Below are 14,505 nucleotides of genomic sequence, written 5' to 3'. Positions count from 1 at the left end.
CCCCGGCGCTGGTGAGCGGCGATTCGCGGCGGCCTGTTTGCGGATTCCCGAGGTGCTGGTGTTGTCGTTGCACCCGTCCGCCACGGGGCTGCGCACCGGCATCGATTACCTGTACTTGCAGGGCCCTTACGGCCCGGAACTGCTGAAGCTCTCGGCCTACCAGCAGTTGATAAAAACCCCGGCGAGTACTACGACGATTTGCAGGCACGCGCCTTGCTAAGGGACAAGCAGGTGGTCGAAGCGATTCAGCGCGGCCAATCTGACACCAAGGCGACCACCGCGCCGATCGCTAATTTTACCCGGCACGTCGGCGACCAGTGGTTGCTGGACAGCATCGACAATATCCGCGAGGCCAGCACCAGCCGCCACGAGATGATAACCGAGCAAGTGGTCAAGGGCCTGCGGGCCGCGGCCGGTGTGACCTGCATGGCGGGCAGCCTGGGAATCGCGGCGGTCCCCTGCGGCGCGTTGACCTTGGGGTTGATCGGCCATGACGTTGGCAGTGCGCTGCACCACCTCGAACGAGGAAGGCCCGACGATGCCTTGCTGGACGTGGCATTCCTGGGGCTGGATGCGCTGGATGTGGGCGCGGGCCTGCGCGCGCTCAAGCTTGGCCCGTTGCTGCACTGGGCCGGCAAGTCGCGCTTCAGCCGTGCCACCGAGCTGAATGAAGCCGCGCAGGCCATGGTCCGGCAACGCGGCACAGCCTTTACCCCCTTGGCCAGCTCAACGACGCCCTGGCGCGCAGCGACTTGACCCCGTCGCAGCTGTCAGTGCTGCCACAGCGCCCGGGCAAGACCCCGGCCGGCACCTTCTATAGCCATGACGGCAATCACTATATCCAGGATAGCTACCAAGGCCAGGTCCGGCTGTTCGAGGTGTATTCGGACAACGGCTGGGCGACGGTGCGCGTACGCGATTCGCGACGGCCCGGTGACCAGGGTGCGCCGGTGCGCTACCACGACGGACACTGGCGGGCCGACGAAGGGGGCTTGCTGGGGGGCGGCAAGAAGCAAAGCAAGGTCAAGGTCAAGGTCAAGGTCACTGACACTGCGCCTGATGCGATCCCTCAATCACTGACCGATGCAACCTACGAAATGCCGGCCGAGTCCAGAAGTACCTTACTTACGTTGATGGGCGACAATCACGGCCTGCATGAAGACTATGGGACCGAGAGCGTGAAGGAGGAAGCCGTGCGCATGCAGTTCTTCAAACTTCGACGCCAGTTGCAAGAAGACGCCAAGGCGATAATGTCCAGTGAGCTTCCCCACGCCCGACGCTACCTGACATACCGCCGCAAACCAGTCCCGCCGACTTTCTGCAAAAACTATATGACCACGCCCCCGGTGCAGTAATTGGCGAATCGCATAGTTCGGTTGCCAGCAAGAAATTCATCATCGACAACATGCCCTGGCTTGCTCAACATCATGTGAAGACCCTATACATGGAGCATTTACTCAGCGATATGCATCAGGCAGATCTGGATAGTTTCTTCAAGAACGGCCGAATGAGCGATTCCTTGCGTGATTACTTGAAGAGGCAGGATAAGGGCCACGGGACCGATCCCGCTAGGATCTACACCTTTGAGGCGCTGGTGATCGAGGCGCAGAAAAACGACATTGAAGTGCGTGCCATCGATTGCGCCGCGAGCTATAGACTCGAAGGTTTTCCGGGCCAGGAACCCACAAGCCGCCAGCAAATGATGAATTACGTCGCTTCCCGAATTATTAAAAAACATCAGGCAGTCGCGGGCGAGCACAGGTGGATTGCGCTGGTGGGCAATAGTCACTCCAATACTTACCAAAACGTACCCGGCGTAGCCGAGTTGAACGGAAGCATTGGCGTGCGTGTGACAGACGTGCAGTTGGGTATGGAGAGGTCGCCAGCGTATGACACGGGTGTGCTCCTGAGTGTAGCCACAGGGGGCAGTAGCAAGGAGATTCTCCTCAAAGGCGACTATCTCGTGCAGTTGGCAACTCTTCCAGGCAATGCGTTGAAGCCGGCGCAATCGACCCTGTCTATCGAACAAAAACTTGCAAATCCCGGCCAATTCCTGATCGAGCAAGGGCAGGATGGAAAACAGGTGATCGTACATCGCTCCAGGGACCACCATATTTACCGCACGCCGATAATGCTCGATGCTCAAGGCAAGCGTTATGTGAGTCGTGCGACCTGGAGTTCGGTGGACGGTCAGCGTTACGACGATATGGACGCGTTGATCCAGGCGCTGAAGGAACTTAAATTGGTCCAAATACAATGACAGCCTATCTCTGAGCTACCCGCGCAGGCAATTACACCAGGAAAAAAGCCGCACCGTGATTGGATGCCCGGCATGCCTGGATAATCGCCCTGCGCCAATTGGATTGACTCTCCAAGGGCCCACGCGCGGCCCCAGGAACTCGCCAGGACCGCGCTTGAGCGGTTTTATTTTCCGCAAAGGGCCTTCGCAGATTTGCTAAAAAATGGTTTGCTCACGATTGGCTCCCTCCCGCCCAACCATCAGGGCGGCTGGCCTGCCTAGGCCATAAAATGCGCAAAGGACGACAAAGTATTGGTCGCGGCAGGAATCGCAATCAACTGCCCCCCGCACAGATCCGTGCATGCGCAATTACCGCATACAGCTCCTGCCTTGGGTTTTAACGCTGAAGCGGGTTATGGGATGAGGATGGATAGGTAGCTCGCGCGGGTAGGGAATGAACAACCGGATTTACTGGTGGCAGAGGTTTTACCGGTGGCGAGGGATTTATCCCCGTCAGGGCAGCCAAGCTACCCCAGCCGAGGAACGGCACACCGCAAATTTGAAGATAGCCAAAGATCCCCACCTTTAAAATGTGGGGTTCATGGAACGCTTACAAACCAGTTACTCGACGTTGGGTGGTTCAACGGTAAACAGTGACGAAGCGTTGAGATGAAACGGAGCTTCACCATACAAAAGTGTTGGCGCCGCCCAATGTTCTCCCACCTACCCCAGACACCCACAGGAACAAGCTCCACTTTATTGCCAAGAAAAAATTAACTCGCAACACGTGAGTGACTCTCAACGTGATTTCCACCGAGATATTGGTCTGATACGGCTTTAAAAAATAGCCAGGATCGAACTCAGACGCCACCTCGGGCCATCCGACTGAAATCGCCAAATTGTCGGATAAAAAACAAAAATGCCAGTCTGATTAACTGACTGGCATTAGCCTTCATGGGCCGTTACGTAATAGCCCACCCAAGAGCTTTTATGTTGCGAAACTTGCTGTTAGCGACGCCGATCCAACCACAACACAATCAACGCGCTCGCCACGAATCCGGCCAATACTCCACAGGCGTTGATCAAGACTTGTGGATAACCCAACGTGTCCACATTGATGAACGGATAGGGATACACCGCCAACGCATGTCCGCGAAACAGCACATACGCGAAGTAAATTATCGGGTAAATCACCCACAGGCCAATGTGCCGCAGGCGCAACGTGCCCTTGGGTACGCAGAACCACCAATAGGCCAGGTACAGCAGCGGCATCACGTCGTGCATCAGCTCGTCGGCCAGGAACTGCCAGCCTTCGGGGTGCCACAGATGTCGCAGCAACACGCTGTACGCCACCCCGACCACGACGATGCTTACCATCACCCCGCTGCTCACCCACGGTTGCAGGAACCAGCGTCGCGTGGCTGATTCCCGGGAGGTCAGTTCACAGGTCAGGACCGCGGCCACCAAGGTGTTGCTCAGCACGGTGAAATAACTGAAGAAACTCACCAGCCCGCCAATCAGGCTGGCCTCAAGGGTGAAGCGCGAATAGAGAATCAGGTACAGCTGAATGCTCAGCCCCGCCCAGCCGAGCACTGCTGCCACGGCGACGAAACGGCGCCTTGCCACGGCTTGGCGGAGCATGTTCAAACCGGTCGCTTGGTGCGCATCAACCTGATGTACAACTGCTCGACTTTCTCCCGCGCCCACGGAGTTTTACGCAGGAAGGTCAGGCTCGACTTGATGCTCGGATCGCTCTTGAAGCAGCGAATGTCGATACGCTCGGCCAGCCCCGACCATTCATAGTGCTCGACCAGGGCGTTGAGGATCTGTTCCAGGGTCACGCCGTGCAGCGGGTTGTTGTTCTGTTCGGTCATGCCGGGCCTTTGCGCGAAGAAAGAATAAAGAAGCCGCGCACCTTAGCCGAGGGCTTCGTCAGGCGGAAGCGCTCTAGTGTGCCGATCCATTAACTGTAGGCGAACGACAGCTTTTTGTCGGCGCTCGCGGCGCCGGGACAACGTGCCGCCCTTCGTAGGAGCAAAGCTTGCTCGCGAAGGCGGTCTCGAAAACGCCATCGTCGGCAAGCCGTGCTCCTACAGATCTTCACGACCTCAAGAGCGCAAACCGCCCTTCGTAGGAGCGAAGCTTGCAAGCTCGCTCCCACAGATGGTCTCTTTTTTGGCCTGTGGTGATTGGTCGCAGCATACTGTTACAAAATCCGAAAGGATCCATGTCAATAAAAGTACTTTCTCACTTTGTAACAGATCATTATCCTGCCGCCCTTAAGCTGAAACGCTTCACTGCCCGTTCCATCTCGTTGCGTTCAGTTCACCTCCCAGAAAAAGACCAAGAATTACTTCTCTATGCCTGACTTTCCAGCTTCGCGAGACAGCGCTGTCTCCACCCCGGCGGCTCACCGAAAAGCCCTGAACCTGATCGGTGGTCTCAGCGCCCTCGGCCTCGTCACCTGCGTTCACGCGGCCCCGGCCTTCGATAGCGACTCAAAGTGGATGCTCGGTGACTGGAACGGCACGCGCACCGAACTTTCGAAAAAAGGCTACGACTTCAACGTCGATTACACCGGCGAGATGGGCAGCAACCTGCATGGCGGCTATGACCACGACCGCACCGCTCGCTATAGCGACCAGTTCGGCCTCGGCACGCACCTGGACTTGCAGAAGATCCTTGGCTGGGATGCCGCCGAATTTCAGCTGACCATCACCGAGCGCAACGGCAACAACATCAGCAACGACCGAATCAACGACCCACGGGTTGGCGGTTTCACCTCGGCCCAGGAAGTCTGGGGCCGTGGCCAGACCTGGCGCCTGACGCAGATGTGGTATCAGCAGAAATTCTTCGACCAGAAGCTCGACATCAAGGTCGGCCGCTTTGGCGAAGGCGAAGACTTCAACAGCTTCCCTTGCGACTTCCAGAACCTGGCGTTCTGCGGTTCGCAGGTCGGCAACTGGGTCGGCGGCATCTGGTACAACTGGCCGGTCAGCCAGTGGGCAATTCGGGTCAAATATCACCTGACGCCGGAGCTCTACGCGCAAATCGGCGCCTATGAGCAGAACCCGTCGAACCTTGATCGCGGCAATGGCTTCAAGCTCAGCGGCAGCGGCACCCAGGGCGCAATCCTGCCGGTGGAACTGGTCTGGTCGCCGAAGCTAAATGGCCTGCCGGGCGAATACCGCGCCGGTTATTACTACAGCAACGCCAAGGCCACCGACGCCTACAAGGACAGCAATGGCCAACCCGCTGCCTTGAGTGGCGAAGCGTACCGCAGCGCGTCGAGCAAGCACGGCGTGTGGCTGGGTGTTCAGCAGCAGATCACCAGCCGCGCCAGCGACAACTCCCGTGGCTTGAGCGTGTTCGCCAACGGCACGATGCACGACAAGAAGACCAACGCCATCGACAACTATGTCCAGGCGGGCGTCGTCTACAAAGGCTTGTTCGACGCACGCACCAAGGACGACATCGGTTTCGCCCTGGCCCGGGTTCACGTCAACCCGGCCTATCGCAAGAACGCCGAGGCGACCAATCAGGCCCGCGCCGTCTACGACTACGACGATCCATCATTCCTGCCGCCACAAGACACCGAATACAGCGCCGAACTCTATTACGGCGTGCACGTCACGAACTGGCTGACCGTGCGCCCGAACCTGCAATACATCCGTCACCCCGGTGGCGTAGACAAGGTCGATGACGCATTGATCGGCGGGATCAAGATCACCTCATCGTTTTAAGACTCACGAAAAACCTGTGGGAGCGAGCCTGCTCACGATAGCGGTCTGTCAGTCGACAACAATGATGAATGTTAAGCCGCCATCGCGAGCAGGCTCGCTCCCACAAGGGATTGCATGAACTAAACAAGCTTCGACCAAGTTTTACTTTTGCAACTGAACCAATGCCCACGCCAGATCGTCATCTACAGTGAACTAGCGCGGGACTACTTAAACGTCACGGAGAACCACACTATGAGCACTGATGGTGCTTTGAGCCGAAGCCGTCTGCTACCGAGCCTGCTCGGTATCCTGCTTCTGCTAATGGGCCTGGCCATGCTGGCCGGGGGATCAAGCTGAGCATGCTCGGCGGCTCGCTGTATTACCTGCTGGCCGGTATCGGCTTCGCGCTGAGCGGCGTGCTGCTGATTGCCGCTCGCCGCGCTGCACTTGGCCTGTACGCACTGGTGCTGTTCGCCAGTACTGTTTGGGCGCTGTGGGAAGTCGGCCTCGACTGGTGGCAATTGGTGCCGCGTCTGTCGTTGTGGTTCGCCCTCGGTGTGGTCCTGCTGTTGCCGTGGTTCCGCCGGCCGTTGCTGCGCGACGGTGCTGCACCGCTGGGCACCGCTGCACTGAGCGTCGCCGTGATTCTGTCTGGCGCCACCGCCGTTGCCAGTCAATTCACGCACCCAGGTGAAGTCTTCGGCGAGTTGGGCCGCGACACCACGGACCTGACCAGCACCGCCCCGGCCATGCCCGATGGCGACTGGCAGGCCTATGGCCGTACCGAATTCGGTGACCGCTACTCGCCACTGAAGCAGATCACCCCGGCCAACGTCGGCAAGTTGCAGGAAGCCTGGCGTATCCGCACTGGCGACCTGCCGACCGCCGATGACCCGGTGGAACTGACCAACGAAAACACCCCGCTGAAGGTTAACGGCATGATCTATGCCTGCACCGCTCACAGCAAAGTGCTGGCGCTGGACCCGGATACCGGCAAGGAACTCTGGCGCTTCGACCCGCAGATCAAGAGCCCGGTGGGCTTCAAGGGCTTCGCCCACATGACCTGCCGTGGCGTCTCTTACTACGACGAGAACGACTACGCCAAGTCTGCCAATGCCTCGGCCGCCGTTGTCTCCGAAGCCGGTAAAGCCGTTGCCCAGGCCTGCCCGCGTCGCCTGTACCTGCCGACCGCCGATGCGCGCCTGATCGCAATCAACGCCGACACTGGCAAAGTCTGTGAAGGCTTCGGCAATAAAGGCACTGTTGACCTGACCCAGGGTATCGGTCCGTTCACGCCGGGTGGCTACTACGCCACCTCCCCGGCCGCGATTACCCGTGATCTGGTGATCATGGGTGGTCACGTCACCGACAACGAGTCGACCAACGAACCTTCCGGCGTGATCCGCGCGTTCGATGTGCATGACGGTCGCCTGGTCTGGAACTGGGACAGCGGCAATCCGGAAGCCACCGAGCCTTTGGCGCCGGGCAAAACCTACACCCGCAACTCGCCGAACATGTGGTCTCTGGCCAGCGTCGACGAAAAACTCGGCATGGTGTATCTGCCACTGGGCAACCAGATGCCTGACCAGTACGGCGGCGACCGTATGCCGGGCGCTGAAAAATTCAGCGCCGGCCTGGTTGCTCTGGACCTGGCCACCGGCAAGGTGCGCTGGAACTACCAGTTCACTCACCACGACCTGTGGGACATGGACGTCGGCAGCCAGCCGACCCTGCTTGATCTGAAAACTGCCGACGGCGTGAAGCCGGCGCTGATTGCCCCAACCAAACAGGGCAGCCTGTATGTGCTGGACCGTCGCGACGGCACGGCGATTGTACCGATTCGTGAGATTCCGGTGCCGCAAGGCGCGGTATCAGGCGACCACACCGCGCCGACCCAGGCGCGCTCGGACCTCAACCTGCTGGCCCCGGAACTGACCGAAAAAGCCATGTGGGGCGCCAGTCCCTTTGACCAGATGCTGTGCCGCATCCAGTTCAAGGAACTGCGTTACGAAGGCCAGTACACCCCGCCGTCGTTGCAGGGCAGCCTGATCTATCCGGGTAACGTGGGTGTGTTCAACTGGGGCAGCGTGTCGGTCGATCCGGTTCGCCAGTTGCTGTTCACCAGCCCGAACTACATGGCGTTCGTGTCGAAAATGATCCCCCGCGCCGAAGTGGCGGCTGACAGCAAGCGCGAAAGCGAAACCGCTGGCATCCAGCCCAATGCTGGCGCGCCGTACGCCGTGACCATGCACCCGTTCATGTCACCGTTCGGTGTACCGTGCCAGGCCCCGGCATGGGGCTATGTCACCGGTATCGACCTGACCACCAACAAAGTGGTGTGGAAACGCAAAAACGGCACCAGCCGCGACAGCTCGCCACTGCCTATCGGCCTGCCGATTGGTGTGCCGAGCATGGGCGGCTCGATGGTGACTGCCGGTGGTGTCGGCTTCCTCAGCGGCACGCTGGACCAGTACCTGCGTGCCTATGACGTCAACAGCGGCAAGGAACTGTGGAAGTCGCGCCTGCCGGCCGGCGGCCAGGCCACACCGATGACCTACACCGGCAAGGACGGCAAACAATACGTACTGCTCGTCGTTGGCGGCCACGGCTCGCTGGGCACCAAAATGGGCGACTATGTGATCGCCTACAAACTGCCGGAATAAGTTCCGGGCGGTTGAATGAAAGGCGACTCCCTCACAGGAGTCGCCTTTTTTGTGCCCACCGGATTTGAATGCCCCCTGTAGGAGCTGCCGAAGGCTGCGATCTTTTGATCTTTCGATCTTGAAAAATCAAAATCAAAATCAAAAGATCGCAGCCTTCGGCAGCTCCTACAGGGATTGCGTCCAGCCTTCGAAGATTCAACGCTGTCAAAAACCTGAACACACACCTTGAAATATCCATGCCCATTGAAACCACCCCCACCTGCCCCATCTAAGACCCATACCCCATTGCGCAGGTGCCCCATGAGCGACCAGCAAGAATTCCCGGAAGACCCGAGCGAGTACGCCGAAACAGACCCGATCGAACAGCATTCCACCGGCAAAGGCCTCGCCCTGCCTGGCCAGAACCTGCCGGACAAGGTTTACATCATCCCGATCCACAATCGCCCGTTCTTCCCGGCCCAGGTGCTGCCGGTCATCGTCAATGAAGAACCCTGGGCCGAAACCCTGGACCTGGTGAGCAAATCCGATCATCACTCCCTGGCCCTGTTCTTCATGGACACGCCCCAGGAAGATCCGCGCCATTTCGACACCAAGGCACTGCCGGAGTACGGCACCCTGGTCAAGGTGCACCACGCCAGTCGTGAAAACGGCAAGCTGCAATTCGTCGCCCAGGGCCTGACCCGGTACGGATCAAGACCTGGCTCAAACACCATCGCCCGCCGTATCTGGTGGAAGTCGAATACCCGCACCAGCCCACCGAGCCGACCGACGAGGTCAAGGCCTACGGCATGGCGCTGATCAACGCGATCAAGGAGTTGCTGCCGCTCAACCCGCTGTACAGCGAAGAACTGAAGAACTACCTCAACCGCTTCAGCCCCAACGATCCGTCGCCGCTGACCGACTTCGCCGCCGCCCTGACCTCGGCCACCGGTGGTGAGCTGCAAGAAGTGCTCGACTGCGTGCCAATGCTCAAGCGCATGGAAAAAGTCCTGCCGATGCTGCGCAAGGAGGTCGAAGTCGCGCGCCTGCAAAAAGAAATCTCCGCCGAAGTGAACCGCAAGATCGGCGAGCATCAGCGCGAGTTTTTCCTCAAGGAACAGCTCAAGGTCATCCAGCAAGAATTGGGGCTGACCAAGGATGACCGCAGCGCCGACATCGAACAGTTCGAGCAACGCCTGACGGGCAAAGTATTGCCACCCCAGGCGCAGAAACGCATTGAAGAGGAAATGAACAAGCTGTCGATCCTCGAGACCGGTTCGCCGGAGTACGCGGTCACCCGCAACTACCTCGATTGGGCAACCGCCGTGCCGTGGGGCGTGTATGGCGAGGACAAACTCGACCTCAAGCACGCGCGCAAAGTGCTGGACAAACACCATGCCGGCCTCGATGACATCAAGGACCGGATCCTCGAATTCCTCGCGGTCGGTGCCTATAAGGGCGAGATCAGCGGTTCCATCGTGTTGCTGGTCGGTCCGCCGGGCGTGGGCAAGACCAGCGTCGGCAAATCCATCGCTGAATCCCTGGGCCGGCCGTTCTATCGCTTCAGCCTCGGCGGCATGCGCGACGAGGCCGAGATCAAGGGCCATCGCCGCACCTACATCGGCGCGCAACCGGGCAAACTGGTGCAGGCGTTGAAAGACGTCGAAGTGATGAACCCGGTGATCATGCTCGACGAGATCGACAAGATGGGCCAGAGCTACCAGGGCGACCCGGCCTCGGCGCTGCTGGAAACCCTCGACCCGGAACAGAACGTCGAATTCCTCGACCATTACCTGGACCTGCGCCTGGACCTGTCGAAAGTGCTGTTCGTCTGCACCGCCAACACCCTGGACTCGATCCCCGGCCCGTTGCTCGACCGGATGGAAGTGATTCGCCTGTCGGGCTACATCACCGAAGAAAAAATCGCCATCGCCAAGCGTCACCTGTGGCCCAAGCAGTTGGAAAAGGCCGGCGTGGCCAAAGCCAGCCTGGCTATCAGCGACAGCGCCTTGAAAGCCTTGATCGACGGTTACGCCCGTGAAGCCGGTGTGCGTCAGTTGGAAAAACAACTGGGCAAACTGGTGCGCAAAGCCGTGGTCAAGCTGATCGACGAGCCGCAAGCGGTGATCAAGATCGGGCCGAAAGACCTGGAAGCTTCACTCGGCCATCCGGTGTTCCGCAACGAGCAAGTGCTGTCCGGTACCGGCGTCATCACCGGCCTGGCCTGGACCAGCATGGGCGGCGCGACCCTGCCGATAGAAGCCACGCGGATCCACACGCTCAACCGTGGCTTCAAACTCACCGGGCAACTGGGCGACGTGATGAAAGAGTCGGCGGAAATCGCCTACAGCTACGTCAGTTCCAACCTGAAGTCGTTTGGCGGTGATCCGAAGTTCTTCGACGAAGCCTTTGTCCACCTCCACGTACCGGAAGGCGCCACCCCGAAAGACGGCCCGAGCGCCGGCGTGACCATGGCCAGCGCCCTGCTCTCGCTCGCGCGCAACCAGGCGCCGAAAAAGGCATCGCCATGACCGGTGAACTGACGCTGACCGGGCATGTACTGCCGATTGGCGGGGTGCGCGAGAAAGTGATTGCGGCGCGGCGGCAGAAGATCTTCGAATTGATCTTGCCAGAGCCTAACCGTGGCAGCTTTGAGGAATTGCCGGAGTACCTGAAAGAAGGGATTACCGTGCATTTCGCCAAGCGCTTTGCGGATGTGGCGAAGATATTGTTCTGATAACCCTCTAGCGCCTGCGCCACCGCTTTCGCGAGCAAGCCCGCTCCCACAGGTTCATCACTCTCCCTGTGGGAGCGGGCTTGCTCGCGAAGGCGTCGGCACTCACAACATCAAACTCCCGCCCCGCCACTGCTCGACTGCCGCACGTTGTCCCATCTTCAGTTATGCTCGCCGCTCGTCATGAATGCCGGAGCCGCTGACCCTATGTCCCCCACCCGCCTGTTTGTCCCCCTCGCCCTCTCCCTGCTGGCCGCTTGTGCCACGCAGCCGAAACAGAACGTGACCGTGGAAAAACAAAGCGAATGCCCGGCGAAACTGAACAACGGGCAAAACCTGATCCTGATCCTGCCGAGCAACCCGACCACGGGTTATCGCTGGTCCATTCAGGATTCCGCCGGTGGTGTATTGCGCGCCCTCAGCCCGGAGGTTTATAGCAACCCGCAAGATGCCGGGATTGTCGGCAGCGCCGGGATCTCGACCTGGCGCTTCCAGTCGTTCGCCGCCGGTACCGGTCGTTTGCGCCTGACCTACTCGCAACCGTGGGCGCCGGAAGTGCCGGCGGTGAAGACCTTCGACTGCGCGATTTCGGTTAACTGATCGTGGGCTGGCTGATTCTGGCGCTGATGGGCGCGGTGACCTTTCTCTACGGTCTGAGCGTGCATGCCGCGTTGCTTTGCCTGTTGGTCAAGCCATTGCCAGTGTTGGCCTTGCTCGGTTGGCTGCACGATGCACCGCCCACCGAGTATCGGCGCTGGATCAGCCTGGGTTTGATGTTCTCCCTGCTCGGTGACGTGTTGCTGGCGTGGCCGGGGGATTTGTTTGTGTTTGGCCTTGGGGCGTTTTTGATCGCGCATCTGGCGTACTTGAAAGCGTACTTGAGCGATTGCCGGCGGTTGGCGTTGTTGCCGTTGGTCCTGGCGCTGGTGGTTGGTGCAGTGCTGTTGGGAGTTCTGATTGCCCACGGACTGGGGCCGTTGCTGGTGCCGGTGATTGTTTACGGTTTGGCGATCAGCGCGATGCTTTGGCGGGCGCTGGCCAGGCTCGGCAGCGATGTGCCCCAGCGCTCGGCGTTGCTGGCGGCGGCGGGTGCCGTGGCGTTTGTGTTTTCCGACAGCGTGATTGGGATCAGCCGGTTTGTGCTGCCGTTCGAGGCGGCGCCTTATGTGATCATCCTGAGTTATTGGCTGGGGCAATGGGGGATCACCGCGTCGGCGTTCGGTCTGAAACCGCGTTTGGCCGTTTAAAAGATCGTCCGAAGGCTCGGGCCGCGTTCGGACGATCTTTTGATTTACGGTTTATCAGACAACCCGCGCATCCCCCGGTCAATTTGGCTAAAATGCCGGCCTTTCCACCTACGCCGCTGGAACCGCCGTGAGCAAAGAACCCGATCGCCTTTTCGCCCAGCCTTTGGCCCAGGTGCCTGACTTCGCCTTTAACGAGGACGTGGTACGGGTGTTCCCGGACATGATCAAGCGCTCGGTGCCGGGTTATCCGACCATCGTCGAAAACCTCGGCGTGCTCGCCGCGCAATTCGCCCAGCCCAACAGCGTGCTCTACGACCTCGGCTCATCCCTCGGCGCCGTGACCCAGGCCTTGCGCCGTCATGTGCGCACCGACGGTTGCCGGGTCATCGCTGTGGATAACTCGGCGGCAATGGTCGAGCGTTGCCGCGAATACCTCAACGCTCAGGACTCGATGTTCCAGGAGTTGTTGCCGGTGGAAGTGATCGAAGGCGACATCCTGGCCCTCGACTTCCAGCCCGCCTCGGTGGTGGCGCTGAACTTCACCCTGCAATTTATTGCCCCTGACCAGCGCACCGCGCTGCTCTCGCGCATTCGCCAAGCGTTGTTGCCGGGCGGCGCGCTGATTCTGTCGGAGAAGCTGCGCTTCAACGACCTGGAAGAACACGCGTTGCTCACCGACTTGCACGTCGCGTTCAAACGCGCCAACGGCTACAGCGAACTGGAAATTGCCCAGAAGCGCAGCGCCATTGAAAACGTCATGAAGCCCGACAGCCTCGAAGAACACCGCGAACGCCTGCTGGCCGCCGGGTTCTCGAAAGTCGTGCCGTGGTTCCAGTGTCTTAACTTTGCCTCGTTGATTGCCTTGCCATGATTGATCTGTCCCCCCTCGCCCGCCGTCTGGCTGGCACCCCGCTGGCCGACTGGGCCAACACCCTGCAGCGTCAACTCGACCAGAAAATGGAGAAGGGCCACGGCGATCTGGAGCGTTGGCAAAGTGCGCTGGACGCCTTGCCGAAGATCCAGCCGAGGGTCGTCGATTTGCTCAATGGCCTGACGCTGGACACCGATTGCGACGACGAAACCCGCGCGCAGATGCGCACCGCGCTGATGGGCTTGTCGCCGTGGCGCAAAGGGCCGTTCGATCTGTTCGGCGTGCATGTCGACACCGAATGGCGCTCGGACTGGAAGTGGTCGCGGGTCGCACCGCACCTGGACTTGAAAGGCAAACGCATCCTCGATGTCGGCTGCGGCAATGGCTACTACATGTGGCGCATGCTCGGCGCCGGTGCCGACAGCGTGATTGGCGTTGACCCGAACTGGCTGTTCTTCTGCCAGTTCCAGGCCGTGCAGCGTTACCTGTCCGAGCCGAATGCCTGGCACCTGCCGTTTCCTTTCGAAGACCTGCCGCCGAACATGGAAGGCTTCGACAGCGTATTTTCCATGGGCGTGTTCTACCACCGTCGCTCGCCGATCGAGCATTTGCTGGCGCTGAAGGATTGCCTGGTCAAGGGCGGCGAACTGGTGCTGGAGACGCTGGTGATCGAAGGTGATCAGCAACAAGTGCTGGTGCCGGAAGACCGTTATGCGCAGATGCGCAACGTGTGGTTCCTGCCGTCGGTGCCGGCGCTGGAGTTGTGGTTGCGGCGTGCCGGATTCAGCGATGTGCGGTGCGTGGATGTGAGCACGACCACCGTCGAAGAACAGCGCGGGACGGAGTGGATGAAGTATCAGTCGTTGAGTGACTTCCTCGATCCTGAAGATCACAGCAAGACCGTTGAAGGTTTGCCGGCGCCGATGCGTGCCGTGATTGTCGCCCGCAAGTAACACAAACCCTGCAGGAGCAAAGCTTGCTCGCGATAGCGGTCTGACATTCAACATCATTGTTGACTGAACAGCCGTCATCGCGAGCAAGCTTTGCTCC

The 14,505-nt window shown here is 59.8% G+C and carries 11 protein-coding genes and 2 pseudogenes; 11 read left to right on the top strand and 2 right to left on the bottom strand.

From position 1 onward, the window contains the following. The first annotated feature begins 37 nt into the window (after nucleotides 1–37). From JFV26_RS15830 to JFV26_RS15815, 4 genes are all read left to right on the top strand, one after another. Nucleotides 38–220, top strand: a complete 183-nt coding sequence (locus JFV26_RS15830) for a hypothetical protein (RefSeq protein ID WP_201193772.1) — start codon at nucleotides 38–40, stop codon at nucleotides 218–220. Nucleotides 221–231: 11 nt separating this feature from the next. Further along, nucleotides 232–756: a hypothetical protein gene (locus tag JFV26_RS15825; RefSeq protein WP_201193770.1), complete on the top strand. Its 525-nt coding sequence runs from the start codon at nucleotides 232–234 to the stop codon at nucleotides 754–756. After that, nucleotides 753–1,355, top strand: a complete 603-nt coding sequence (locus JFV26_RS15820) for a hypothetical protein (RefSeq protein WP_201193768.1) — start codon at nucleotides 753–755, stop codon at nucleotides 1,353–1,355. The genes JFV26_RS15825 and JFV26_RS15820 overlap by 4 nt, the downstream gene beginning before the upstream one ends. A gap of 89 nt (nucleotides 1,356–1,444) precedes the next feature. After that, entirely contained in the window at nucleotides 1,445–2,260 is an 816-nt protein-coding gene (locus JFV26_RS15815; protein ID WP_242487842.1) for a membrane-targeted effector domain-containing toxin, read from the top strand. A 987-nt stretch (nucleotides 2,261–3,247) separates the two neighbouring features. Here JFV26_RS15815 and JFV26_RS15810 read toward each other — a convergent pair. Continuing rightward, the gene (locus JFV26_RS15810) at nucleotides 3,248–3,880 is read right to left on the bottom strand and encodes a Pr6Pr family membrane protein (protein WP_201193766.1); all 633 of its coding nucleotides are present in this window, start codon (nucleotides 3,878–3,880) and stop codon (nucleotides 3,248–3,250) included. Between the two features lie 2 nt (nucleotides 3,881–3,882). Beyond that, a complete protein-coding gene (locus tag JFV26_RS15805) occupies nucleotides 3,883–4,113 on the bottom strand; it encodes a VF530 family protein (RefSeq protein WP_201193764.1) in 231 nt (76 codons plus the stop codon). A 486-nt stretch (nucleotides 4,114–4,599) separates the two neighbouring features. On the opposite strand from JFV26_RS15805, the gene JFV26_RS15800 reads away from it, so the two are divergent. The 7 genes and pseudogenes from JFV26_RS15800 (at nucleotide 4,600) to cmoB (ending at nucleotide 14,408) form a co-directional block, all read left to right on the top strand. Beyond that, nucleotides 4,600–5,982, top strand: a complete 1,383-nt coding sequence (locus JFV26_RS15800) for a carbohydrate porin (protein WP_201193762.1) — start codon at nucleotides 4,600–4,602, stop codon at nucleotides 5,980–5,982. Between the two features lie 231 nt (nucleotides 5,983–6,213). Next, nucleotides 6,214–8,624, top strand: a pseudogene (locus tag JFV26_RS15795) (glucose/quinate/shikimate family membrane-bound PQQ-dependent dehydrogenase). 300 nt (nucleotides 8,625–8,924) lie between these two features. Beyond that, nucleotides 8,925–11,340, top strand: a pseudogene (lon, locus tag JFV26_RS15790) (endopeptidase La). A 204-nt stretch (nucleotides 11,341–11,544) separates the two neighbouring features. Next, complete coding sequence (locus tag JFV26_RS15785) at nucleotides 11,545–11,937, top strand: protease inhibitor I42 family protein (RefSeq protein ID WP_201193760.1); 393 nt, start codon at nucleotides 11,545–11,547, stop codon at nucleotides 11,935–11,937. Between the two features lie 2 nt (nucleotides 11,938–11,939). Next, a complete protein-coding gene (locus JFV26_RS15780; RefSeq protein WP_201193759.1) occupies nucleotides 11,940–12,584 on the top strand; it encodes a lysoplasmalogenase family protein in 645 nt (214 codons plus the stop codon). A 127-nt stretch (nucleotides 12,585–12,711) separates the two neighbouring features. Further along, nucleotides 12,712–13,455 (top strand): carboxy-S-adenosyl-L-methionine synthase CmoA, encoded by a 744-nt coding sequence (gene cmoA / locus JFV26_RS15775; protein WP_201193757.1) that lies wholly within the window; start codon nucleotides 12,712–12,714, stop codon nucleotides 13,453–13,455. After that, nucleotides 13,452–14,408: a tRNA 5-methoxyuridine(34)/uridine 5-oxyacetic acid(34) synthase CmoB gene (gene cmoB, locus JFV26_RS15770; protein WP_201193756.1), complete on the top strand. Its 957-nt coding sequence runs from the start codon at nucleotides 13,452–13,454 to the stop codon at nucleotides 14,406–14,408. The genes cmoA and cmoB overlap by 4 nt, the downstream gene beginning before the upstream one ends. Nucleotides 14,409–14,505 lie beyond the last annotated feature (97 nt).

The sequence above is a fragment of the Pseudomonas sp. TH31 genome, assembly GCF_016650815.1.
Classification (GTDB): Bacteria; Pseudomonadota; Gammaproteobacteria; order Pseudomonadales; family Pseudomonadaceae; genus Aquipseudomonas.
This window is presented reverse-complemented; position numbering and strand designations above follow the sequence as displayed.